17 protein-coding genes are annotated in these 25,136 nt (G+C 73.6%); 9 read left to right on the top strand and 8 right to left on the bottom strand.

Annotated features, from left to right (window positions below):
- Positions 1-17 precede the first annotated feature (17 nt).
- On the bottom strand, positions 18-617 hold the full coding sequence (locus HHX40_RS10800; protein ID WP_111699506.1) for a TetR/AcrR family transcriptional regulator: 600 nt from the start codon (positions 615-617) through the stop codon (positions 18-20).
- A 140-nt stretch (positions 618-757) separates the two neighbouring features.
- On the opposite strand from HHX40_RS10800, the gene HHX40_RS10795 reads away from it, so the two are divergent.
- The 5 genes from HHX40_RS10795 (at position 758) to HHX40_RS10775 (ending at position 7,240) form a co-directional block, all read left to right on the top strand.
- Entirely contained in the window at positions 758-1,963 is a 1,206-nt protein-coding gene (locus HHX40_RS10795; RefSeq protein ID WP_182880446.1) for an MFS transporter, read from the top strand.
- Between the two features lie 34 nt (positions 1,964-1,997).
- A complete protein-coding gene (locus HHX40_RS10790; RefSeq protein ID WP_310738030.1) occupies positions 1,998-2,963 on the top strand; it encodes a glucosyl-3-phosphoglycerate synthase in 966 nt (321 codons plus the stop codon).
- A 56-nt stretch (positions 2,964-3,019) separates the two neighbouring features.
- Positions 3,020-4,231, top strand: coding sequence for an acyl-CoA dehydrogenase family protein (locus HHX40_RS10785; protein WP_182875168.1), 1,212 nt, complete (start codon positions 3,020-3,022; stop codon positions 4,229-4,231).
- A gap of 116 nt (positions 4,232-4,347) precedes the next feature.
- A complete protein-coding gene (locus tag HHX40_RS10780) occupies positions 4,348-6,603 on the top strand; it encodes a hypothetical protein (protein ID WP_182880444.1) in 2,256 nt (751 codons plus the stop codon).
- 133 nt (positions 6,604-6,736) lie between these two features.
- Positions 6,737-7,240: a patatin-like phospholipase family protein gene (locus tag HHX40_RS10775; RefSeq protein WP_182880443.1), complete on the top strand. Its 504-nt coding sequence runs from the start codon at positions 6,737-6,739 to the stop codon at positions 7,238-7,240.
- 2 nt (positions 7,241-7,242) lie between these two features.
- On the opposite strand, the gene HHX40_RS10770 is transcribed toward HHX40_RS10775, so the two are convergent.
- Positions 7,243-9,942, bottom strand: coding sequence for a DUF6493 family protein (locus tag HHX40_RS10770; protein WP_182880442.1), 2,700 nt, complete (start codon positions 9,940-9,942; stop codon positions 7,243-7,245).
- Between the two features lie 115 nt (positions 9,943-10,057).
- Between HHX40_RS10770 and HHX40_RS10765 the strand changes: the two genes are divergently transcribed.
- Positions 10,058-10,585, top strand: a complete 528-nt coding sequence (locus tag HHX40_RS10765) for an NUDIX hydrolase family protein (RefSeq protein WP_111699495.1) — start codon at positions 10,058-10,060, stop codon at positions 10,583-10,585.
- Positions 10,586-10,621: 36 nt separating this feature from the next.
- On the opposite strand, the gene HHX40_RS10760 is transcribed toward HHX40_RS10765, so the two are convergent.
- Positions 10,622-11,212 (bottom strand): DUF4291 domain-containing protein, encoded by a 591-nt coding sequence (locus HHX40_RS10760; RefSeq protein ID WP_182880441.1) that lies wholly within the window; start codon positions 11,210-11,212, stop codon positions 10,622-10,624.
- Between the two features lie 41 nt (positions 11,213-11,253).
- A complete protein-coding gene (locus HHX40_RS10755) occupies positions 11,254-12,420 on the bottom strand; it encodes an MFS transporter (protein ID WP_182880440.1) in 1,167 nt (388 codons plus the stop codon).
- Positions 12,421-12,562: 142 nt separating this feature from the next.
- Here HHX40_RS10755 and HHX40_RS10750 point away from each other — a divergent pair, with 142 nt between their 5' ends.
- Entirely contained in the window at positions 12,563-13,549 is a 987-nt protein-coding gene (locus HHX40_RS10750; protein ID WP_182880439.1) for an ArsR/SmtB family transcription factor, read from the top strand.
- A gap of 6 nt (positions 13,550-13,555) precedes the next feature.
- On the opposite strand, the gene HHX40_RS10745 is transcribed toward HHX40_RS10750, so the two are convergent.
- From HHX40_RS10745 to HHX40_RS10730, 4 genes are all read right to left on the bottom strand, one after another.
- On the bottom strand, positions 13,556-14,731 hold the full coding sequence (locus HHX40_RS10745) for a glycosyltransferase family 4 protein (protein ID WP_182880438.1): 1,176 nt from the start codon (positions 14,729-14,731) through the stop codon (positions 13,556-13,558).
- Entirely contained in the window at positions 14,728-15,615 is an 888-nt protein-coding gene (locus HHX40_RS10740; protein WP_182880437.1) for a sulfotransferase family protein, read from the bottom strand. Before HHX40_RS10740 ends, HHX40_RS10745 begins: the two co-directional genes overlap by 4 nt.
- An 85-nt stretch (positions 15,616-15,700) precedes the next feature.
- Positions 15,701-16,195 carry an HAD domain-containing protein gene (locus HHX40_RS10735; protein ID WP_182880436.1) on the bottom strand — a complete coding sequence of 165 codons (495 nt, stop codon included), beginning with the start codon at positions 16,193-16,195 and terminating at the stop codon, positions 15,701-15,703.
- Positions 16,196-16,260: 65 nt separating this feature from the next.
- On the bottom strand, positions 16,261-16,509 hold the full coding sequence (locus HHX40_RS10730; RefSeq protein ID WP_182880435.1) for a hypothetical protein: 249 nt from the start codon (positions 16,507-16,509) through the stop codon (positions 16,261-16,263).
- Positions 16,510-16,732: 223 nt separating this feature from the next.
- Between HHX40_RS10730 and HHX40_RS10725 the strand changes: the two genes are divergently transcribed.
- Entirely contained in the window at positions 16,733-18,085 is a 1,353-nt protein-coding gene (locus HHX40_RS10725; protein WP_182880434.1) for a serine hydrolase domain-containing protein, read from the top strand.
- A gap of 339 nt (positions 18,086-18,424) precedes the next feature.
- The gene (locus HHX40_RS10720; protein ID WP_182880433.1) at positions 18,425-25,135 is read left to right on the top strand and encodes a non-ribosomal peptide synthetase; all 6,711 of its coding nucleotides are present in this window, start codon (positions 18,425-18,427) and stop codon (positions 25,133-25,135) included.
- Position 25,136: the final 1 nt, after the last annotated feature.

Here is a 25,136-nt window from a genome sequence, read left to right as displayed (position 1 = left end):
CCCTGGGTCGACTGCCGTCAGTCCCGGACGGCGGCGCGGACGAACGCCATGAGGTGCCCGCGCAGCGCCTCGCGGCCCTCGGGGGTCGTCGCGTCCTCGCCGGCCGTGATCCTCGCGAGCTGCGGCATGGCGCTCGGCCACATGGCCATGCCGATGAGCGTGAACAGCGTGCGGGCCATCGCGGAGTCGGGCTCCCGGCCGAGACCCGCGGCCAGTGAGACGGTCTTCGACCGGCACTTGTCCACCCGGCGCTCCTGGCCCGGGAGCAGGGCGTCCTCGCTCCGGTAGTGCAGCGCCTCCCACATCATCAGCCGTACGACGTCGGGGTGGGCGGCGTAGTAGTCGAACAGCCTGCTCACGTAGTCGGCGGGGTCGTCGCCGGGCATCGCGACGGCCTCGGCCATCTCGTCCAGCGCCGCCGCGACGACGGTGTCGAACAGCTTCTCCTTGCTGCCGAAGTGACCGTAGATCCGCTCCTTGTTGACCCCCGCCCGGTCGGCGATGCGGTCCACCCGGGCGCCCGCCACGCCGTACGCCGCGAACTCCGCGCGCGCGGCCTCCAGCAGGGCGGCCTTGGTGGCGGCCGTGGGGTCCTTGACGTCTTTGCGGGGCGGCATGGGCCTTCCTCCGTGTTAACGAGCGGGATGGACGGGGCTCAGGGAGTGGGGGGTTCGAGGGCTGACGCGCCCAGCATACCGACCAAGCCACCAACTAGTTGGTTGACATCCAACTGGTTGGTTGGCTACCGTCCCCGGCCATGAGCACATCGGCGTCCGCCCTCCGCCCACCCGCTGCCGCCGCCGCGGCCTACGCGCCGCCGCGACGCACCGTGGCCGCGTTCGTGCCGGCCGGGCTCCTCGCCACCGGGCACCTCTACGTCGTGATCCCCCTGCTGGCCCGGATGTCGGCCGAGTGGGGCGCCCCCGCCGCCGTCCTGACCTGGCTCGTGAGCGCGTTCGGCCTCGGCTACGCGGGCGGGTTCCTGCTGTTCGGCCCGCTGTCCGACCTGTACGGCAGGCGTCGCGTGATGACCTGGGGCATGGCGGCCACGGCCGTGACCACCGCATCGGTCGCGTTGAGCCCCGGACCCGGGGCGGCGCTCGCCCTGCGGGTGGCCGAGGGCGTCACCACCGCCGTCTTCGCCCCCACCGCGTTCGCGTACATCGCCGAGCGCGTCGAGCCCCGCCGCCGTGCCGTGACGATGACCTCCGTGGTCAGCGCGCTGTTCGCCTCGGCCGTGGTGGCCCAGCTCGCCGGCAAGGCTCTCGCCGACCTGCTCGGATGGCGGCCGGTGTTCCTGCTCGGCGGCGCCGCGTTCGCCGTCATGACCGTGGTGCTGCGGCGGGTGATGCTGCCCGACACCGCCCATGGAGCGGGAGGCAACCCCTACGCCGCCGTGCCGGTCCTGCTGCGCGACCCGCGCCTGGTGCTGATGTACGCCGCCACGCTGACGGTGCTCGGCGCGTTCGTCGCCCTCTACACCGCTCTGCAGCTGGATGGCCCCGTGGGCATCGCCGGCGACCCCTCCGCGCTGCTGACGTTGCGGGCCACGGCGCTGCCGGCGATCGCCGCGATCCCGTTCGCGACGCCGTACCTCACGCGGTTCTCCCCGGCCCGCCGGGCGGCGGTGATGCTCGGCGCCGCCGCGGTGATCGCACTGGTGGTCGGTCTCACCGCCCCCGGCGTCGCGGCGCTGGCGGTGCTGCTGGCCGCCTTCGCCTTCGCGATCGGCGTCACCGCCCCCGCCGTCATCGAGACCGTGGGACTGCTGGCCGGCCCCGCGCGGGCCACCGCCGTCTCCCTGTTCACGTTCTTCCTGTTCACCGGGGCGAGTCTCGGCCCGGTCGCCGCCTCGGCCGCCGCGCCGTACGGCTTCGCCGTCCTCATGTACGGCGTGGCGGGGGTGCTCGCGCTGGGAGGAGGACTCGTCCTGATCGCGTCGTCCGGCCGCCGCATAAGGTGAGCCTTGTCGGATGCGGCGGACGGGGGGAGAGCGCGTGCTGCCTGAGGTGGAGGCCTGGCTGGCCCGGCGTACCTCGTCGGCGGCGGACTGGCCGGTCCGCGCCCTGCTGTCCGCCAAGGGGGACAGCAGGATCTCGGTGGTGCTGCCCGCCAGGAACGAGGCGGAGACGGTCGGGGAGATCGTCGCCGCCGTCCGCCGCGAGCTGGTGGAGGCCGTCCCCCTGGTGGACGAGCTGGTCGTGATCGACTCCCGGTCGGTGGACGACACGGCGGTGCGGGCGTTACGCGCCGGCGCGAAGGTCTTCGCGCAGGACGAGATCCTTCCCGAGCTGCACGACCCGCGCTACGACGGCAAGGGCGAGGTGCTGTGGAAGTCCCTCGCCGTGACCACCGGTGACCTGGTGGTGTTCGTCGACGCGGACCTGCGCGAGTTCCGCACCTCGTTCGTGACCGGCCTGCTGGGGCCGCTGCTGGCCGACCCCTCGGTCGCGTACGTGAAGGCGTGCTACGACCGGCCGCTCCTCGGGGCGGCCGAGCCGAACGCGGGAGGCAGGGTCACCGAGCTGGTCGCCCGGCCGCTGCTCAACCTGCACTGGCCGCTGCTCGCGGGGTTCGTGCAGCCGCTCGCGGGCGAGTACGCCGGCCGCCGCGCGGTCCTGGAGCGGGTGCCGTTCGTCACCGGATACGGCGTGGAGCTGGGGCTCCTCATCGACCTGCTCGACCAGGTGGGGCTCGACGCGCTCGCCCAGGTCGACCTGGGCCGCCGGATCCACTCCCACCAGTCGACGGAGGCGCTCGGCCGGATGGCCGGGCAGATCATGCACACCGCCTGGGCCCGTCTGGAACGCCAGGACCGGATCATTCCGCTGCACGAGCCGTCTTCCCGGCTGGTGCAGTTCGAACGCGGCCACGCCGGGCACCGCGCGGTCACGCGTGACGTCGCGGTGGCCGAGCGGCCGCCGATGGCGACGGTCCCGCAGTACGCGTCCCGCCTGCGCTGAGTGGTGCCCCCTTGGAGTGTTACCGTTGGTAACACTGTGGAGAGGAGAGGCCCCCGATGACCTTCTGCCCCGAGTTGAGCGACGACGTCCGCGAGGTGCGCGACTGGGTCCACGAGTTCGCCCGGGACGTCATCCGGCCCGCCGGCGCGGAATGGGACGAGCGTGAGGAGACACCCTGGCCGGTGATCCAGGAGGCCGCCAAGATCGGGCTGTACTCGCTGGACTTCTTCGCCCAGCAGTGGTTCGAGGAGTCAGGGCTCGGCCTGCCGGTGGCGTTCGAGGAGCTGTTCTGGGGTGACGCCGGGATCGGCCTGTCCATCGTCGGCACCGGCCTGGCCGCCGCCGCCCTCGCCTCCAACGGGACCCCCGAGCAGATGGGGGAGTGGCTGCCCGAGATGTTCGGCACCCCCGACGACGTCAGGCTCGGCGCGTTCTGCTCCTCCGAGCCGGACGCGGGCAGCGATGTCGGCGCGATCAGGACGCGGGCCGTCTACGACGAGGCGACGGACGAGTGGGTCCTGAACGGCGTGAAGACCTGGGCGACCAACGGCGGCATCGCCTCCGTCCACGTCGTCGTGGCCTCGGTCGACCCGTCGCTGGGCACGCGGGGTCAGGCGTCCTTCGTGGTCCCGCCCGGCGCTCCGGGCCTGTCGCAGGGCCAGAAGTTCAGGAAGCACGGCATCCGCGCCTCGCACACGGCCGAGGTGATCCTGGACGACGTACGGGTGCCCGGCCGGTGCCTGCTCGGCGGCAAGGAGAAACTGGACGAGAGGCTGGCCCGGGTGCGCGCCGGCGCGCGGGCCGGCGGGCAGGCCGCGATGCGCACCTTCGAGACCACCCGCCCCACGGTCGCCGCGATGGCCGTCGGCATCGCCCGCGCCGCCTTCGAGTACGCCCGCGACTACGCGGGGGAGCGCGAGCAGTTCGGCCGCAAGATCGGCGAGAACCAGGCCGTCGCGTTCCTGCTCGCGGACATGGCCACCCGGGTGGACGTCGCCCGGCTGATGACCTGGCGGGCCGCCTGGATGGCCCGCCAGGGCCGGCCGTTCGAGCAGGCCGAAGGATCGATGAGCAAGCTGGTCGCGAGCGAGACCGCCGTCTGGGTGACCGAGCAGGCGATCCAGATCCTCGGCGGCGCCGGCTACACCCGCGAGCACCCGGTCGAGCGCTTCCACCGCGACGCCAAGATCTACACCATCTTCGAGGGCACCTCCGAGATCCAGCGCCTCATCATCGGCCGTGCCGTCACCGGCCTCCCCGTCCGCTGACCGCGTTCGCCTCCCGTGCGGCTCGTGTCGCCTCGGCAAGGTGACGAAGGACCGGAGGGGCGGTTCCCGCGTGGATCCGGCTTGACCCGCACGCCACCGCCCCTCATGGTCGTTCTGTGCGCAGCCCTGATCCCCTGAGCGCGGACACGATCCTGTTCGAGAGGTACCTCGCCGCGATCAGCGAGACCTTCCGGGATCCGGAGATCCGGGACGCCTTCGATGGCGTCTGGGTGACGCCGCTCAGTGTCCGCGTCGAGATGGTGCGGAACGCGGCGGACGTGCTGGCCGCCACTCCGCAGGAGTACACCGACTATCTGGAAGCCCGTCGTGGCCTGCTGGAGGGGCTGGAGGAGCTGACTGAGAACATCCGCACCACCTTGAAAGAGGGCACGCTGCGCGTGCCGTTACGTGGCAGGTCCCTCATCACGGCGGCGGTCGGGCTCGGGACGGGCGCTCTCGGCCTGCTCAGTGGCATCTGGACCGGATCCGCCCTGCTGACCTGGCTGGGAACACTGATCACAGCCGTGGGCGGCCTCGGCCTCCTCGCCTCCCGCTTCCTGGGCAGCGCGAGGGCCCTCCACTGCTTCGAGCGTGTGCGGAGGCTGCTCGTGCCGGCCCTCACCGAGTTCGTGTTCTCGCCCGCTTCCCGGGAAGTGCTGCTCGCCGCACTCAGGGAACACGAACTCGCCGCTCAGGTCCGTCTGCACATCAACGAGCTTCGCCGCGACCGCTTCACCCACGCCTTCTCCGTCTCCGCGAGCCTGGGGCTCAGCGAGGCGTTCGACAGCACCTATCACGTACCGACCTCCGTCGCTCGCGATCTCGACGAGCTGCTCGGCCGCGTGTCGGGGGCGAGCATCGGCATCGCCGGCCCCAGGGGCTCGGGGAAGTCCACGCTCATCCGCCGCTTCTGCGAGGACCCGCAGGGCACGACGGAGCGGGGCGACCTCCGCTGCCTGGTGTCGGCTCCCGTGCAGTACGCGCCGCGGGACTTCGTGCTGCACCTGTTCGCCACGTTCTGCCGCACGACCCTGCGCTACCTCCAGCGGCCCGACAGGACCGCGCCGGGCCGCGGGTCACGTGTGCGTGCCCTCGCCGGCTATGCCGGCTGCGTCATCGCGTACGGCGGGCTCGCCGGTGCGCTCATCGGGTCGCCTCAGACGTTCGTGAAGCTCGTGGGGGTCCTGAGGGACTTTTTCACCCGCGCGGCCGGTCACACGGCCATCGACGCCGTCGCCCGCGTCGCCGGGGGCACCGGCGTGAGCACCGGATGGGTGGCCGCCGGGACACTGGTCGTCGGCATGGCGCACATTGTCGCCATCCGTCGGCGGCGGAGGCGGCGGAAGGCCCGGGAGACGGAAGCGACACTGATACGGAAGGCACGGCGTCACCTCGCGCAGATCCGCTACCTACGGACTCACACCTCAGGGTGGTCGGGCACCCTGAAGCTCCCGGTGGGTCTCGACACCCAGGGGACCCGGGGGCTCTCCCGGGCCGAACAGCCGCTCAGCTACCCGGAGATCGTCGCGGCCTTCCGCGCCTACGCTCAGCAGGTGGCGGCCTTTCTGCCCGGCCACCGCATCTTCATCGGCATCGACGAGCTCGACAAGCTCGGTTCGAGCGCGGAGGCCGAACGGTTTCTCAACGACGTCAAAGGCATTTTCGGGCTGAGCCACACCTACTTCATGATCTCCGTCTCCGACGACGCCATGAGCGCCTTCGAGCGCAGGGGCCTCCCCTTCCGAGACGCCTTCGACAGTTCGTTCGACGAGATCATCCAGGTGGGTCCGCTGGCGTACGAGGAGTCCCTGCGCTTGCTGTACCGGCGAGTGGTCGGCCTCAGCGAGCCGTACGTCGCCTTCTGCCACTGCCTGTCGGGAGGGCTGCCCCGGGACCTCATCCGTGCCGCTCGAAGGGTCATCAGGGCCGGGCGGACGTTGACGGACGGCGTGGCGACCCTGGGGCCCATCTGTGTGGCGATCGTACGGGAGGAGTTGCGGCACAAGGCGCGGGCGATGCTGGACGCGGCGGCCGCCCGACCGATGACGCCGGAGATGCTGAGCCTGCTGCACGAAGTCGCCCGTGGGAGCGGCGTCCCCGAGAGGACACCTGCCGACGTGCTGGAGGCCGGCCTGGTGCACGGGCCGGACGGCCTGGCCGTCGACTTCCTGGCCTACGTGTACTACTGCCGTACCCTTGAGGACGTCTTCACCGCCGGCCTGACGGCGGAGCGTATGGGACGTACGGCCGAGTTCGACGCGCTGGCGGCGGCCAGGCATGCTTTCGCGATAGATACGCGCCTGGCGTGGTGTGCCGTCTCCGGGGTCCGCCGCAGATGGGGTCTCGGCACATGGGAGCTGCCGGGCGCGTGACATCCGGCGGCGACGGATGAGCCCTGACCGCCAGGCCACACCTTTGCCCTCCTGTTGAGGCGGCGGAAGGCGGCGCATGGGCTCGTACGGGTAGGAAGGGAGACCGGGCCGGGGGAGTGTGGGGAAGCGGCCGATGACGACGGCGTTCATCCTGTGGGGCGGCGGCAGCCTGGGGGCCGCGCAGGTCGGCCTGCTCCGCGCGCTCACCGCTCATGGCATCCACGCCAACATGGTGGTCGGCGCCTCGATCGGGGCGCTCAACGGCGCCTACTACGCCTCCCGCCCGGATGCCGAGGGAGTGGAGGAGCTTGCCCGGCTGTGGCTGTCGGTGAGCGGCCACGACGTCTACCCGGTCAGCGGGCCCGACGTGCTCCGCACGCTGGTGGGCAACCTGCCCTTCCACCCCCTGCGGGGAGCTCTGCAGGCGCTGGGCGTACTCAACTACACCTTCCCGCTCAATCCGGCCACGCTGGCCGCGGCCGTGCTGGGCCGTCGACTTCCCGCCACGGCCGACATGATCGAACGTGCCACCCTGTCGGCCACCCACTGGCTGGAGCGGCGTGAGCCGCACCCCGCTCTCGCCCGCCCGCTCGGTCCTCCGCACGAAGCGGATCACGGCCCGTACCGGCCCGGCTGAATCTACGACGTAAAGGCGGGGACGTTGTCGCTACCCGAAAGCTGCCCGTGCAGCCGGCGCGCCTGACGGACCAGTTCGCTCACCCGGCGACGACCGGCCAGTTCGGCGACGACGGGGAGATCGCCCCGGGCGTCCGCCCACTCGGCCACGTCGGCGGCGAACCCCATCAGCCGGGTGTGCACGGGGGTGGCCCGCTCGCCGGGGCCCGGCAGGTAGCCGGGCAGCAGACCCCGCATGATCTCCCACACCTCCCGGTGCGCCCCACGCTCGGCCGCCGCCCGGAGCGCCTCCACGAGCCCGCTGAGACGGTCGGGCCCTCGTTCCAGCAGAACGGCGAGCTGCCTGCCGAGTTCCTCGCCGGGCAGGCCGCCGGTGGCGGCCAGGCGCAGCAGCGGCCCTACGGCTCCGCCGACCGGGCCCGCGAGCAGGTAGTGCGCCATGATCAGCGCGACGCCCTGCCCGGCGGGACCGTCGGCCGTGACCAGCAGTTCGAGGTCGGCGAGCGTGGGCTTGTTCAGGGGCCAGGACGAGTGCAGTGTCCAGGCCGACCGGGCGGCGGCCAGTTCGCGGTGCCCGGCGAGCACCGCGAGCAGCCGTTCGCACGACTCGTCGTGGAACCGGGGCGTGAGCAGATCGCCCAGCACCTCCCCGTACTCCGGTCCGCACACGAACTCCGAGAAGACGCGGACGTCACCCTGGTGGGTGCCCCAGCGCAGGATCACCTCCGGTTCGGCGGGCCGGCCGGTGAGCCACCGGGCGACCGTCCGCCCCGCCGGGCTCGTCAGGGCCGCGGCCCGCGCGGCGACCTCGCCGGAGACGGTACGGCCCACCCTGAGCAGGGCCTGCCGCAGGTCCAGCGGCAGCGCCTCCACGCCGTCGCGCTCGTAGCCCTCGATCCGCTCCACCAGCGCTTCCGGATCGAGGAGCCCGTTCGCGCGGGTGGGCGTGCCGAGCAGGTACGACGGCAGGCGGCCTTTGAGTTGGGCCTGGTAGACCTCGGCGTACCGCGTGAGCGTCCACACCCTCGCGCCCGCGCCGTGCTTCATGTCCGGGAGCCGCTCCGTGACGGTCTCCGTGCCCTGCGGGTGCGCCCGGCGCCATACGCCCGGTTCGGTCAGCTCCTTCGCCATCGCCGCGGCCCAGTCGGCGGTGTCCCACCAGGGTGTCCACGGGTGGCTGCGGATCCAGTGACGGGCGAGCGGCGCCAGCGCGGCGAGCAGCCGGTCCCGCTCGGCGCCGGTCCGGTGCCGGGCCGCCAGCCGTACGAAGCCGTCCAGCCATCTCTCGTTGGCGAGCCAGTCGTACTCCGACAGCGTGATCCGGGCCAGTTCCTCCGGCGTCCCGGGGGAGGGCGGCATGCGCGCGGGTTCCCGGACCGAGGGGAGCGGAACGGGGACGAACCGAGCGGGCTCCGGCTCCGCCGCCACCTCGCCGCCGAAGACCGCCGCCAGCCGTGCTCCCTGGTAGGCGGGCAACGCCGCGACCGCGTCCCTGATCATCTCGGCGCCCACCGGGGCGAACCGCCCCGCGTGCTTGGTCGCCAGCTTCACGGCCCGCTCCCGGGCGTCGCCCGACGCGTTGCCCAGTGCGGCGGCCAGCGCCATGGCCAGCGCGGGCGCGTGAGCGTCGAGGTCTCCGGCGGGGTCCTTCAGCAACCGGTCGAGCCAGATCAGCCCGGCCCGCACCAGCCTGCCCTCGGCGCGGAACAGCAGCGCTTCGACGGCCTCACCCGCCTGCTCGGGCGGGATCGGCCCCAGGCGGCGGATCTGCCGGAGCGCGAGGTCGGCCACGTTGGCCGCGGCGGCCGGGAGCAACGCCAGATAGTCACGCGCGTACGGCGCGATCTCCTCGGGTGAGGGGTCGAGCCGGTCGTGCAGGAGGACGAAGAAGCGCTGGTCAGCGGCTTGCCCGCCGCGCAGAAACCGGCCGCGGCACCCGTCGAGCAGGGCCTCGCGCTTGATCCGGCCGTCGCGGGCCAGGGCGGCCAGCGCGGCGGGCCAGTTCCGGTGGGCCCGGAGCAGCCTGCCCACGCCCTCGGCCTCGAACAGCCTCGGCAGCATCGCGTCCAGCAGCGGATCGGCCCGCAGATCGCCGGAGGGGGTCACCGCGACCCAGGCGAGGGTGAGGGGGTCGTGCTCGGGGGGCTCGGCTCCGCTCTCGCGCAGCAGCCGCAGGGCCAGCCGTACCCGCCGGTCGGGCCGCGGGCGGACGCCGCGCAACCGCCGCGCCAGCCGTACGGCGAGATCCCTGCGCCATTCCAGCGGCCTGGCCGCCACGACCGCGGCGATCAGCGGGACGTCGTCGGTGTCCGCGGGCTCCCACCCGCGGTCGAAGTCGCGCCTGTTCAGCCAGGTGGCGACGGCCGCGGCGCCGGGGAGTACCGCGGCGCCGGCGACCCGCATGGGCTCGATCCAGCGGTTCCCCACCTCTGGTTCGTCCATGGCGTCGGCCTCGGCGAAGTCGTAGACCGATCGGCCCGCCCGCGCCGCCCGCTCGTACAGCTCCTCCCACAGAGCCTGACGCGCCTGCTCGCGTTTCCTCTCCTCGCGCACCCCGGCCTCGCGGGCGGCGGGAAGATGTCCGGGCAGTTCCCGCGCCACCTCGCGGCGCGCGTCGTCGTCGAGGTCCAGCACGGCGGCCGCGACGGCGGAGGCGTCTCCGGCGGCTATTCCGGCACGGACCGCGTCCCAGGGGTTCGTCATGATCGGCACCCTAGGAGCGGGCACCGACAAGATCGGTTCGCGGCGCGCGGCCACAAGGTCGCCGATGTGGGGAACCACCCCTCGCCTGGGCAAGTACGATCGTTCCGTGACCGAAATGACCGAAACGACGCCAGGCTGGCTCGCCCCTGAGGACATCGAGTCGGTGCGGGGCCGCATGCCGATCCTGTACGTGGACGCCGTGCCCGTGCGTGTGGACGACACGGGCACCGTCACCCGTGTCGGCCTGCTGCTGCGGATCGGCCCCGACGGAACCGTGAGCCGGGCGCTGGTTACCGGCCGGGTGTACTACCACGAGCGCATCCGCGACGCGCTCCTGCGTCACCTGGAGAAGGACCTCGGGCCGGTGGCGCTGCCGAGCGTGCCGGTCTCCCCGGCGCCGTTCACGGTGGCCGAGTACTTCCCCACGCCCGGGGTCACGCCGTTCCACGATCCGCGCCAGCACGCGGTCTCGCTGGCGTACATCGTCCCGGTGCGCGGCGACTGCCGGCCCCGGCAGGACGCGCTCGACCTGGAGTGGTTCACGCCCGAGGAGGCGGCCTCCCCGATCGTGCAGCAGGAGATGACCGGCGGCCAGGGCGTGCTGCTCAAGCAGGCCCTCGCCCACGTCGGCCGGCTGACCTGACGCGGAAGCCGCGGCGCCGGCCGCCCGTACGAGTGATCAGCGACGGCCGGCTCTGCCGGCGTCCGGCGAGGCGCCGATGACGCCGGCGAGCCCGGACGGCAGCGGATAGGGCCGCTCGGCGGGCGGCGCGGCCGCACCGGCGCGGATCGCGCCGACGGCGGCGGTGATGTCGGCGATGGAGACGATCCACTCGTCGACGTAGCGGTCCACGGCCTCCCCGGACAGGCCGATCTGGATCGACCGGTACGGCAGCGGGTGCAGCCGCGCGTCGCGCTCGGGATCCCATTGGATCCGGACGGGACTCTCGCGAAGGCGGGTGGCCCACGTCCTCTGGTCCTCGCTGGGACCGGGATGGCTGGGACAGGAATGGGCGAGCGCCCACTCGAACCCGTCCCGGCTGACCTGTATGGCGAGCACGCGGGTCTGACCCGGTTTCGCCGCCCAGCCGCTGCGATACATCATCCAGTGGAACGATGGTTTGACCCAGGTCATCCGCTCGCGCTTGAACGGCGGCACGAACCGCTGCGCGGCGACCGCCCGGTCGGCGACGGCGGGGTCGTACGCCTGGTAGACGGTGACGGTCTCCTCGGTGTAGGCGGCCCGGATCTGCCGGTAGGGAACGTCCATTCCGCCGAGTCTCGTCAGTCCCGGCCGAGGTGGGCAACCGGTTATCGCCGGTGGGCGAGGGCCAGGAGATGGCGGGCCAGGGCGAGCGCGCCGAGCAGCGCGACGAGTGCGCAGACGCCCGGCCAGCCGGCCGCGCCCCAGACGCGCACGCCGAGCCAGGACCCCGTGCTGCCGCCGAGATAGGCGCAGGTCATGTAGGCGGTGTTGAGCCTGCCGCGGGCATCGGGACGCAGGGCGTAGACCCGGGCCTGGTTGGCGACCATGCCGCACTGCATGGCGACGTCGAGCAGCAGCGTGCCGAGAGTCACCGCGGCCAGGCCGGGCACGCCGCCGAGCGACCCGGCGGCGAGGACCGCCGCCGACATGAGCACCCCGAGCATGCAGACGAGATTCACCGGGTCCGGTCCCACGCGGTCCACCAGGCGGCCGGCGACGGGAGTGCACAGCATGGTCGCCGCGCCGACCAGGGCGAGCATCCCGACGGCCCGGGCGTCCAGGCCGTACGCCGGGCCGGTGAGCAGGAGCGCCAGGCAGGTCCAGACGGCCGAGAAGCCCGCGAAGACGGCCGCCTGGTAGACGCAGGAGCGGCGCAGCTCCGGCTCGGTGAGGAGCAGGCGCAGCGGTTCGGCCAGGAGCGCGGGGTACGGCTGGCGGGAGGACGCGGCCGTGACCGGCACCGTGACGGCCAGCGCCGCCGCGAGGAACAGCGCAAGGGCCGCGGCGACCAGGTACGGCGCCCGCCAGCCCAGCCATTCGCCGAGGCCCCCGCTGAAGGTGCGGGCCAGCAGCATGCCGCCGGTCGAGCCGCTGAGCAGGGTGCCGATCACCGCTCCCCGGCGGCCGGCGGCGGCCAGACCGGACGCCAGCGGGGCGACGACCGGCGCGGCCACGGTGGTGAGGCCGACCAGAGCGCTCGCGGCGACAAGGGGCGGCAGGGCCGGCGCGCAGCCCGCGGCGAGCAGGCTGAGGCCGGTCAGCGCGAGCAGGGAGACGAGCAAGGGGCGGTGCGGCACACGGTCGCCGAGCGGCACGAGCAGGACTATCCCGGCCGTGTAGCCGGCCTGGGTGGCGGTCACCACCAGGGCGCCCGCGTCGGGGGGCAGGCGCAGCCCGGCGGCGACCAGCGGCCCGATCGCCTGGGGGAAGTAGACGTTGCCCACGGCCACCGCGCAGGTCACGGTAAGGACGACGAGGATCCGGCGGCTCATGCCCCGGCCACCGGCCTGCCCCGCCGCCGCCCGGTCGCGTCGCTCACGGCGACGGCCGCAGGTGGTTCAGAGGGTGTGGAGGTCATGGACCGAAGTCCACGCCGAGGGTCTTCCCCCGCCAATCGATGTAGCGTATGGCTTAATGATCAGTTTCGTGCTCGGCGTGGAGGACCTCGCGGACACCAGGTTCGCCCTCTCGCCTCTCACCGAGACGGTGCTCAGCCTGCGGGTGCTCCGCGATCCGGGCCTGTCTCCGATGCATCTCCCGTGGCGCGGGTCGGTTCTCGGCAGGATCGGCGGGCTCGACACGGGCCTGCTGATGTCGCTGGTGGCGAAGAGGCACACCCTTCCCGGCTTCCTGACGCCGAGGCCCGCGACCTTCGCCCCGGACTTCGAGGAGGAACTGGCGGTAGTCGGCCGGACCTCTCCCGATCTGGTCCGCCGTGACCTGCTCGCCGCGCACGCGCCGGATCCGCTGCCCGGGCCGCTGCGCGACGCCGCCGCCGGTGACGACGCGCCGGTCGCCCGTCTCAGGGACGCCGTCTGTGAAGTCCTGCGCCGATACTGGGAGATCGCGGTGAAGCCGCTGTGGCCGCGGGCGCGGCTGGTGCTGGAGGCCGACATGACCTACCGGGCGCGGCAGCTGGCCGTGGGCGGCGCCCGCCTGCTGTTCGCGGGCATGCACCCCAACCTGCGATGGGAGGACGGGGTGCTGCACGTCGACAGGGTGATCAGTAGCTTCCGCGTCGCGGCGGCCGGCCGTGGGCTGCTGCTCGTCCCCTCCGTGTTCGCGCACAAGCCCGCGCCCCCGGTCATCCCGGAGGAGCCTCCCTCGCTGGTCTATCCCAGCCGTGGCCTCGCGACGCTCTGGGCGCCGGAGCCCGTCCCCGCCGGCGCGGCTCTCGTGTCGCTCGTCGGCGCGCCCAGGGCGCGGCTGCTCGGCCTCCTCGGCGAGCCGCTGCCCACCGTCGAGATCGCCCGCCGCCTCGGGGTCACGCCGAGCGCCGTGTCCCAGCACCTGCGTGTGCTGTACGCCACGGGCCTGGTCACCCGGGCCCGCGACGGGCGGAAGGTCCTGTACCGGCGCAGCTCCCTGGGAGACCGGCTGACCGGCGCCGTCCGTCCGTGAGCCGGGTCATCGCCGCGCGTGCGCGTCGCTGCCCGTCCTGGTGTGGAGGAGTTCGGTGAACAGGTCGTCCCACAGCGGCATGACGTTCTCCGGGGCGTACTCCCGGGCGGTGGCCGCGGCGGCGGAGCCCATGCGCAGGCGCAGGTCGCGGTCGGCGATCAGCCGGTTGAGCGCCGCGGCGAGGGCGTCCACGTCCGCGGCCGGTACGAGGAGGCCGTTTTCGCCGTCGGTCAGCACGTCGCGGGGGCCCGTCGGGCAGTCGAAGGCCACGATCGGCAGGGCGTGGGTCATCGCCTCGATCATGACCATCGGCAGCCCCTCGAAACGGCTGCTCAGCACGTAGACGGAGGACCTGGCGAGCTCGTCGTCGAGGCGGTTGGTCCGGCCCATCAACGTCACGTGGGCGGACAGGCCGTGCTCGCCGATCAGCGCGCGGAGCGCCGCCTTCTTCGGGCCGGTGCCGAAGATCCGCAGCCGCCACTCCGGATGCTCCCTGGCCACCTGGGCGAACGCCGGGAGCAGCAGGTCGAAGCCCTTCTGCTTGACGAGGCGGCCGGCGGCGACGATCACCGGGTGGTCCTGCCGGGACGGCGTCTGGCTCACCGAGTGGACCGCGTTGGGGATCCGTACGATCCTCGTGCCGGACAGCATCGCCTCGTAGTCGCGCCGGTCGCTGTCCGTCAGCACCGCGATCGCGTCGAACGCGCCGTAGTATCGCGCGATCTCCGCGCGCAGCGTCTCGGGATAGCTGCCGATGTTCATGTGCTCCTGCGCCACCCGTACGACGTGCGGGCCGGCGCGGCGCGCGGAGATGAGGTTCAGCGCCGGGCGGGTGGTGACGAGGACACCGTCCTCGACCGACGCGACGTAGTCGATGGCGGCCTTCTCCACGCGTTCGGTGAAGTAGGCGGCGGCGTACTCGCCGAACGGCACGATCTTGCCGCGCAGCCGCCGCCAGACGCGCCGGCCGAGGGAGTCGGTCCGCACGCCCGCCCGCTGGTCCACCAGCGTGCGGAGGGTGACGGCCGGGTCCAGCCGGAACTGCGGCTCGTCCCGGCGCCGCACCACGCTCACGATCTCCACCTCGTGGCCGAGCGCGGCCATCGCGTTCGCCTGGTTGACCACGGTGCGGATCGTGCCGCCCATGCCGTAGGCGTGCAGCAGCATGTAGCGGATCTTCACCGCTCGTTCTCCTTCGGCAGGTAGCCCCAGCTCCGGCAGATGGGCTTCAGCAGGTCGGGTATCTCGTCCGGGCCCGGCAGGTCGCGTCCCGGCTGGACCCGGCCCGACCGGATCTTGTCGCTCCAGTCGCCGAGGCCCTTCTGCACGACCTTCTGCTCGCCGTACGCGAGCATGCCGGGCTCCCAGGGGATGCCGAGGAAGTCGCAGATCGCGCGGGTCGTCTTCTCCGGTTCGGCGGTGAGGTCCTCGTACCGCACGGTCAGGCCGGTGAGCGCCTTCCTGGCCCGCTGCACCGCCTTCATGTAGCGCAGCGCGTCGGACGCGGCCTCCTCACGGGTGCGCTTGACCGGGTCGGCCTCGTACCAGGAGGCCGCGATGGACGCGGGGTGACGCAGCAGGAAGATGTACCGGGCGTCGGGCCAGCAGGCGGCGATCCGGGCGTGGGCGAAGGCGTTGGCGGGGGTCTTGTCCACGATCGTCCGCTTGCCACTGCGTACCAGTTCCCGATGGAGCACCCGGTCCCACAGCATGTGCTCCAGGTCGGCCTGGTTGTGGCCGAGGGCCTCCATGGCCTTGCGGGAGAGCGCCGTGCCGAACCCCACCGTCAGCCTTCTGACGTGCAGCTCGTGCGGGGCGTGCAGTTCGGGGTGGGCGTTCAGCATCGATCGCAACAGGGTGGAGCCCGACCGTACGGGAGACATGACGAACACCGGCGCCACCAGCAGCCGGTCCGCCCGCGGGTCGGCCGGCGGGCGCACCAGCTCGTCCGGCGCGGGGGCGGGGGCCTGCTCCTCAGGGGACGACGTCGCGGCGGGCCGGGCACGGGTGAGCTGGACTCCGGTGAACTTGACGAGTGCGCCGTTGATCCTCCGCTGCCATGTCATGGCCCGCGACGTTACCGAGGCTTCCGGGGAATTCCCTGAGAATCCACCCCCTGGCCAGCTCGAATCGCCCGCGTCGTCATTTTCGTTACCGTGACAGCCACCGCAGGGCCTCGTCCAGATGGCCGTCGTCGAGGCCTTTCCGGTGATCCACGTGCACGATCAGGAACTCCGCGACGCCCGGGTGGTCACGCAGGTAATCCAGATCGGCGGCGCCGAGGTCGTCGTCGAACCACACGAACGGCCGGTCCCGCACGTATTCGGCGACGTGCCAGGTCTTGACGTTGACCCCGGCCGGGCGGGGAGGGTCGCCGAGGAGGGGGACCACAGGCAGCGCGGGCAGCCCGATCCTGGGGCCGATCTCCTCGTTGGCGAGGTCGCCCCAGGTCGTGGCCCAGACCAGGGCGGCGCCCGCGGCGCGTTCGAGTGCTCTCAGCTTCGCTCCGTGCCGGGGGTCGAGGAGCAGGCGGCACGTCTCGCTCTCCAGCACGCACATGAAGCGGCGGAAGCGCGGTGAGGAGCGCCGCGTGGGATTGAGCACCCCGTCGACGTCCAGCAGCACCAGGGGTGCGTCCACCGCCACCGGGCCATTGTCCAACGGCCGTCCGTTCCCCTCACCCCGGGGCCGATGATCCTGCCCATAGGGGGTCACCCGGCCGTGCGGACGGCGGTGCGGAATCCCGTCCCCACGAGTCCGGCGGCGGGGCGGCCGTAGGACTCGTCGACCTGTCCGCGCAGGTTCGGCAGGCGCTCACCCGGCGCGCGGGCCGCGGCGTCGGCCACGTGATCGGCCGGGCCGTCGGCGACCCCGAGCGGGCGCGGCGGGCGATCGAGTTGCCGGAGGAACCGGCCGGCCTCCTGCTCTGACCGCCGGTCCGCAGGGTGTGAGGAACGCACCTTTAAACCAGGATCTAATTCATCACCGGCGGTGAGGGATATCACTACTTGGGCTTTGGTCCCCCTGCGAGTCTTTTAAGGGTCGGCGCGGCTTACGGCACGATTAATCCCGGCTTTCCAGGCTGGTAGTCGGGGGTTTCCGCCTGTCCCGCTCGCCCGGCGCCTCCCCTGTCGTCCCCGGCGGAAGGGGAGCGGACTCAGCAGCACGCCATGGAGGGTTCTTATGATCGGGGTCCTTGCCCGGCCGCACATCCTGACGTTCCTGGAGACCCGGCTCCGTGAGCTGGTCCGGGCACACGGCGTGTGCGGCGCGCAGCTCGCCGTCCACCACGACGGCGAGACCGTCGCGATCGAGGTGGGCGAGCTCGAACACGACGGCGGGACGCCCGTCACCCGCGACGCCGCCTTCCCGATCGGGTCGGTGACCAAGCCGTTCACCGCCACCCTGGCGATGACGCTGGTCGCGGACGGCGACCTCGACCTCGACGAGCCGCTGGGCCGTCACCTGCCCGAACTCGACGAGCTCGGCGACCGGCTGACCCTCCGCCACCTGCTCAGCCACACGGCCGGGTTCGCCTGCGGTCCGGACTCCACCGAGGTCTCCACCGCGTCGCCGCGCCGTTATGTCGCCGACCACTGCCAGCCTCACAACCTCGTCCAACCGCCCGGTGCCGGCTTCTCCTACTCCAACATGGGGTACGTCGCCGTGGGCCGCTTGGTCGAGGTGATCACCGGTATGAGCTGGGCAGAGGCGCTGGAGGCGTTCGTGCTGCGGCCGCTCGGCATCGGGCCCGCGTTCATCTGCCGCACCGAAGTGCCGCCGTCCGGGCGGCCGGTGGCCACCGGCCATTCGGTCAACCCCGCCCTCCGGCGCACCCAGCCGGTGCGGCAGTCGATCGCGCCGCCGGAGGCCCCGGCCGGGGCGCTGGCCGCCAGCGCCGCCGACCTCGTGGCCCTCGGCCGCCTGCACGTGGGAGCGGGGATTCCCGGGCTGCTCCCCGGGTCGTACGCGGAGCGGATGCGGCAGCCGGTGCACTGCGCCGACCCCTACGGCCTGGCCGACGGCTGGGGCCTGGGGCTCGCGGTGTACGGCGGCGAGACCGGCGACTGGGTGGGCCACGACGGCAACGCCGACGGCACCTCCTGCTACCTGCGGATCGACCCCGTGGACGGCTGGATCGTCGCCCTCACCACGAACACCGGGACCGGCATCGGCCTGTGGAAGGACCTCGGCCGCCACCTGGCCGAAGCCGGCGTCCCGATGCCCACCGGAGAGTCGCCCGCCGGGTCCCGGCCCGGCGCGCCGCCCCGGGACTGCGCCGGCGCCTACCGCAACGGCGACGCCGAATACCTGGTGACCCGCTCGGGCGGCGGTCTGACGCTCACCGTGGACGGGTCCGGCTTCGCGGTGCTGACCGGCGCCGACGGCCTGACCTTCGAGCTGCTCGACCACTCCTCGGGCCAGCGGCTGCCCGGCGGCCGTTTCCAGCGTGACCCGCGCACCGGCGAGATCAACGGGATCCTGGTCAACGGCCGTCTGGCCGGCCGGTGCCACGCCGCCGTCATGGCCCGGTAACCCGTACGGCCGTGCCGGTCGGCCGGCCACGCCGGTCGGTCTGGTCGGCCCGGCCGGTCTGGTCTGGTCGGCCCGGTCCGGCAGGGGCGCCGGCCGCTCTCCTGACGCGCACCTGCCGGCGCTTCCTCGGCTCCGCGCCACCTCGGCCACCGCTCACGCTCGGGCCGCCGGGGAGCGTGGACGGTGGCCGAGCCATGCCCGCCTGCCCCGTGCCCGCCTGCCCCGCGCCCGCATGTCCCTGCGTTCGCCGGCGCCTTCCTCCGCACCACCGCACACCATACGACCGCCCCACCGCGCGACCACCCTCCGCACGACCACACCGGAAAGGTGTCCATGCCGATGCCGACCAAGATTGCCGGAACCCTTCCGGCGCCCGAGTGGAACGACACGGACCACGACGTCCCGCCCGTCACGTTGCCGCGGTTGTTCGAGCGGCAGGCGGCCCGGACGCCGGACCTTCCGGCGGTGCTGTTCGAGGGCGGCTCGCTGACCTTCGCCGAGCTGGAGATCCGGGCGAACCGGCTGGCGCACCTGCTGGTCGACCGCGGGGTGGGGCCGGAGGAGATCGTGGCTCTCGCGCTGCCGCGGTCGGTGGAGATCGTGGTGGCGCAGCTCGCGGTGGTGAAGGCCGGTGCCGCGTTCCTGCCGGTGGACCCCGCCTACCCGGCCGAGCGGATCGCCTTCATGCTGGCCGACGCCGCGCCGGTCCAGGTGGTGACCTCGGCGGAGACGGCCCGCGAGCTCCCCCTCGACGAGGCCACCGGGGTCGTGGCACTCGACGATCCGGAGACCGCGGACCGGCTGGCGGCCATGCCGGACCACGCGCCGGCCGACGCCGACCGCCGGAGCCCGCTGCTGCCCGGCCACCCCGCGTACGTGATCTACACCTCGGGTTCGACGGGCAGGCCGAAGGGCGTGGTGGTCTCCCACCGGGGGCTTGCCAGTTTCTCCGCGGCGGAAGTGGACCACTACGAGGTGCGGCCGGGGGACCGGGTCCTGCAGTTCTCCTCGCCGAGCTTCGACGCCTCCGTGCTGGAGCTGTGCATGTCCCTGCCCGCAGGAGCGGCGCTGGTGGTGCCGCCCCCCGGGCCCCTACTGGGCGAGCAGCTCGCCGAGGTGCTCCGCGAACGGCGGGTGACGCACGCGCTGATCCCCCCGGCGGCGCTGGCCACCGTGCCCCGGGAGGCGGCAGGCGAGCTGCCCGAGTTCCGGATGCTGACCGTGGGCGGCGACGCCTGCGCGTCCGACCTGGTCGAGCTCTGGGCGCCCGGCCGCCTGATGATCAACTCGTACGGGCCCACCGAGTCCACGGTGGTGTCGACGTGGAGCGGGCCGCTGGTGCCCGGCCGTACCCCCCCGATCGGACGGCCGATCTGGAACACCCGGGTCCACGTGCTGGACGAGGAGCTGCGCCCGGTCCCCGTCGGCGTCGCCGGTGAGCTGTACGTCGCCGGACTCGGGCTGGCCCGGGGATATCTGCGCAGGCCCGGGCTGACGGCCCAGCGGTTCGTGGCGAACCCGTACGGTGCGCCCGGGGAACGGATGTACCGCACCGGGGACCTGGTGCGGTGGACCGCCGACGGCGAGCTGGAGTTCGTGGGCCGTGCCGACGACCAGGTGAAGATCCGCGGTTTCCGGATCGAGCTCGGCGAGATCGAGACCGCGCTCGCCCGGCACCCGGACCTGGCCGCGGCCGTGGTCACCGCCCGGGAGGACCGGCCCGGCGACAAGCGGCTGGTGGCGTACGTGGTGCCGGTCGCCGGGCGGCCGGTCGTGCCCGGGGACCTGCGCGCGTTCCTGGCCCGGACCCTGCCCGTCTTCATGCTGCCCGCGGCGTTCGTGACACTGGAGGAGCTGCCGCTCAGCCCGAACGGCAAGCTGGACCGCCGGGCCCTGCCCGCGCCGCCCGCCCGGAGCGAGGCCGCCGGCGGCGACCACGTCGCCCCGCGCACCGGGACCGAGCGGACGCTGGCCGGGATCTGGGCCGAGGCGCTGGGCGTGCCGGGCGTGGGCGCGTACGACGACTTCTTCGGTCTGGGCGGCGACTCGATCCTCGCGGTGCGGGTCCTGTCCCGGGTGAGGGAGGTGTTCGGGGTCACGCTGCCGGCCCGGGCGGCCTTCGACGCGCCCACGGTGGCACGGCTCGCCGAGCTGGTGGACGCCGCCGCCCCCGCGGACCCGGACGACGCCATCCGCCCGGCCGCCCACGGGCCGGTGCTGCCGCTGTCGGCGGCCCAGCGGCGGCTGTGGTTCCTGGACGATCTGAGCTCCGGCGGGGCCGAGTACAACACCGGGGTCGCGCTGCGGCTGTCCGGCCCCCTCGACCCGGACGCGCTGCGCGCCGCCCTGGCGGCGCTGGCCGAGCGGCACGAGTCGCTGCGGACCACCTTCGGCACCGTGGACGGCCACGGCGTGCAGATCGTCGCGCCCCACGGCACGCTGCCCCTGCGCGAGGCGGACCTGCCGGCGCTGGAGCCGGGCGAGCGGGCCGCCGCGCTGGACCGGGTCCTGCTGGAGGAGCTGCGCACGCCCTTCGACCTGCGAACCGGGCCGCTGAGCAGGGCGCTGCTGGTACGCCTCGCCGAGGAGGACCACGTGCTGCTGCTCGCGCAGCATCACATCGTCACCGACGGGTGGTCGGTCGCCATCCTGGTCGACGAACTGGCCCGGCTGTACGGCGCCGAGTGTGGGGGCGGGCCGGCGGCGCTGCCGCGCCTCCCGATCCGGTACGCCGACTACACCCTCTGGCAGCGCGATCGGCGGACCGGCAAGGCCGTCGAGGAACACCTGGCCTACTGGCGGGAGACGCTGGCGGACGTCCCCGTGCTCGACCTGCCGGCCGACCGGCCGCGGCCCGCGGTGCTCGGCACCGCAGGCGCGGTGCACCGGCGCGAACTGCCGGCCGACCTGGTACGCGGGCTCGCCCTGGTGGGGCAGGCGCGCGGGGCCACGCTCTTCATGACGCTGGCGGCGGCGGTGCAGGTCCTGCTGTCCCGCTACAGCGGCCAGGACGACATCGCGGTGGGCACGGTCACCTCCGGACGCGACCGGGAGGAGCTGGACGACCTCGTCGGCTTCTTCGTCAACACCGTCGTGCTGCGATCGCGGGTGGACGAGGCGGGGACGTTCGCCGAGTTCCTGTCCGGCGTCCGGGAGACGGTGCTGGAGGCGTTCGCCCACGACGTGGTGCCGTTCGACCGTCTGGTGGAGGAGCTCGCACCCGACCGGGACCCGAGTCGGACCCCGCTCGCTCAGGCCATGGTCGTGCTGCAGAACGCGACCGTACGGCCCCGCGAGATGGGCGGGCTGCGGGTCGCCGAGCACGACCTGCCCCGGCCGTTCGCCCGGTTCGAGCTGGTCGTCGAGTTCGTGCCCAGGGACGACGCGATGACGATGGTGCTGGAGTACAACACCGATCTGTTCGAGGCCGGCACGGTCGAACGGATGGCCCGGGAACTGGAGACGCTGCTGGCGGGCATCGCCGCGGCGCCGGAGGCCATGATGTCCGACCTTCCCGGCGGGCCGGCCGAGCCCCGGGCGCCGCGCGCGCCGCGGGTGCGGCCGGTCGCGGCGGCCACCGGACGCCCCGGCTACGTCGCCCCCCGGACCCCGGCCGAGCGTGCGCTGGCGGAGATCTGGGCCGACCTCCTGGGCCTGGACCGGGTCGGCGCGGCCGACAACTTCTTCGAACTCGGCGGCGACTCCATCCTCGGCATCCAGGTGGTCTCACGGGCCCGGCGGGAGGGACTGGAGCTGTCGTCCAGGGACCTGTTCGCGCACCAGACCGTGGCGGCGCTGGCCGCCTGCGCGCGCCGGCTCGCGCCGGAGCGGCCGGACCCCCGGGGCCCGGTGAGCGGGCCGGTGCCGCTGACGCCGATCCAGCGCTGGTTCTTCGAGACCCACACGGGACGGCCCGGGCACTTCGGCCAGTCCGTCCTCGTCGAGCTGGCCGCGCCGCCGGACGAGGTGGCGCTGCGGCGGGCGCTGGAGGCGGTGGCGGTGCACCACGACGCGCTGCGGATGCGCTTCTCCCGGGAGAACGGCGAGTGGTGCCAGCACAACGCCCCGCCCGGGGACGGGCCCGGCTTCCCCTTGGAGCTGCGCGACCTGGGGGAAACGGAGCTGCGCGACCTGGTGGGAACCGAGCTGCGCGACCTGGATGGCACCGAGCGCGACCTGCCGGGGGCGGACGCCGCCGGGCGGGCCGAGGCCATGCGCGCCCAGGCCATGCGCGCCGCCGCCGCGGAGGCGCACGCCGGCATGGACCTGGCGGCCGGACCCATGGCCAGGGCGATCCTGTTCGGCCACGCCCCCGGCCGTGCTCCCGATCAGGGCGCCGAGCGGCCGGTCCTGCTCCTCGCCGTGCACCATCTGGTGGTCGACGGGGTGTCGTGGCGCATCCTGCTGGAGGACCTCGGCCGCGCGTACGCCCAGGCCGTACGGGGTGAGCCGGTCGATCTCGGGGACAGGACGACCTCGTTCCAGGAGTGGTCCCGGCGGCTGGCCGCCCACGTCACCGGCGGCGGGCTGGACGACGAGCGCGACCACTGGGCCGGCGTGACCGCCGGGGACGAGGCGGACGACGCCCTGCCGGTGGACATGCCCGGCGCCGGCGCGGGCACCGCCGGCACGACGCGCACGGTCACCGCCCGGCTCACCGAGGAGGAGACCACGGCGCTGCTGCACGAGGTGCCCGGCGCGTACCGGACGCAGATGAACGACGTGCTGCTGGCCGCGCTGGGCCGGGTGCTGAGCCGGTGGACCGGCCGGGAGCGGGTGCTGCTCGATCTGGAGGGCCACGGTCGTGAGGACCTGCTGGACGGCGTGGACCTGACCCGCACGGTCGGCTGGTTCACCACGGTCTTCCCGGTCGCCCTCGACATCCCCTCTTCCTCCGACTGGGGCGCCACGCTGAAGTCGGTCAAGGAACGGCTGCGTGCCGTGCCCCGCCGCGGCATCGGCTTCGGCGCCCTGAGCCACCTCGGGGGAGGCCTGCCCGGGGGCCGGCGGCCGCGCGTGCGGTTCAACTACCTCGGGCAGTTCGACTGGCCGGTCGGCGGCGAGGGCCCGTTCCACGCGGTGCCGGGCGGCCTGACCGCGGACGGCGACCCGGAGGCGGAGCGCAGCCACCTGCTCGACGTCGTGGCCGTGATCGAGGGCGGGCGGCTGGAGTTCACCTGGTCCTACTCCCCGCAGGCGCACCACGAGGAGACGGTGCGGCGGCTGGCCGGCCAGACCGTCGCCGCCCTCCGGGAGATCGCCGAGCACTGCTCGCGCGCGGGGGGCCGTACGCCGTCGGACTTCCCGCTGGCCGGGCTCGACCAGGCGGCGGTGGACCGGATCGCGGGCGACGGACGCGGGGTCGAGGACGTCTACCCGCTCACCCCGATGCAGGCCGGGATGCTCTACCACGGGCTGTCCCACGGCGGCCGGGGCGTGTACCTCCAGCAGCTCACGTTCGTCCTCGACGGCGTGCCCGACACGCGGCTGCTGGAGGCCGCCTGGCAGCACGTGGTGGACGGCACGCCGGTGCTGCGGTCCCGGCTGGTCTGGGCGGGGATGCCCACACCCCTCCAGGTGGTGGAGCGCCGGGTCGCCGTCCCGTTCACCGCCCTGGACTGGACGGGGGTGAGCGAGGCCGAGCGCGGTGAGCGCCTGCGCGGGCTGCTGGAGCGCGACCGGGACGAGAGCATGGACCTGGCCGGCGCGCCGCTGATGCGGCTCGCGGCGGCCCGGCTGCCGGACGGCGAAGTGCAGGTGGTGTGGACCTTCCACCACGTGCTGCTCGACGGGTGGAGCGTCTTCCAGGTCCTGTCCGACGTGTTCGCCGCCCACGCGGCGCTCGTCGCCGGGCGCGCCCCCCGGCCGGTGGCCCGGCCGCCGTTCTCCGGTTACCTCCGGTGGCTCGCCGGGCGCGACCGGCGGGAGGCGGAGCACTACTGGCGGGGCGTCCTGGCAGGATTCGCCGCGCCCACCCCACTGGGCGCCGACCGGCCGGGGGATCCGGCGCACGCGAGCGTCTCCTCCGCCCGGCTGTCCCTGCGTCTCGACGAGGAGGAGACCAGCGCCCTCCGCCGGTTCGCCAGGCGTCACCGGCTCACGGTCAACACGGTCGTGCAGGGAGCCTGGGCGGTCGTGCTGTCCCGGATCAGCGGGCGCAGGGACGTCTGCTTCGGCGCCACCGTCTCGGGCCGGCCCGCCGATCTCCCCGGCGCCGACGAGATGACCGGCATCCTGATCAACACCGTGCCCGTACGGGTGGACGTCGCCGGGACGGCCCGCGTGGCCGAATGGCTGCGGGCGCTCCAGGCGACCCAGGCGCACTCGCGCAGGTTCGACCACGTCCCGCTCTCGCAGGTCCAGGCCTGGAGCGGCCTGCCCGGCGGGACGGACCTGTTCGGCAGCATCCTGGTCTTCGAGAACTACCCGGTCGACGACACGCTCGCGGCCGGGCACGGCCTGCGGCTGCGCGACCTGACCGCCGTCGAGACGACGAACTACCCGCTGAGCCTCGCGGTCGTCCCCGGCGAACGGCTGTCGATCGACGTCGGGTACGACCCCGCCCTGTTCGACGCGGCCACGATCGAGCGTACGGCCGGCCGCCTGCGCCGGGTGCTGCGGTGCTTCGTGGAGGACCCGGACACCGAGCTCGGCCTGATCGACGTCCTCGCCGGAGACGCGCGGGCCGCGACCCCCGCCCCGCCGCCGGCCCCCGCTCCCACGCAGGCTCCGGCGCCGGCCTCCGCTCCGGTCGCCGCTCCGGTCGCCGCGCACGTCGCCCCCCGTACGGAGACCGAACGCGTGGTGGCGGAGATCTGGGCCGAGGAACTGGGACTCGACACGATCGGCGTCGAGGACGACTTCTTCCACCTGGGCGGGGACTCCCTGCGGGGCCTGGCGATCGCGGCCAGGGTCAAGAGCCTGTTCGACGTCGCGCTGACCCCCCGCGACGTCCTGACCAGCCGTACCGTCTCCGCGCTCGCCGCGCTGGTCGAGGAGAGCATCCTTCGCGAGCTGGAGCACGTCGCCGCCGGCGGCACCGAGCGCTGAT

Origin of the sequence: Microbispora sp. H10949 (assembly GCF_014161435.1) — a bacterium.
Classification (GTDB): Bacteria; Actinomycetota; Actinomycetes; order Streptosporangiales; family Streptosporangiaceae; genus Microbispora; species Microbispora triticiradicis.
Note: the sequence above shows the minus strand (reverse complement) of the source record. Positions and strands in the feature narration are given on the sequence as shown.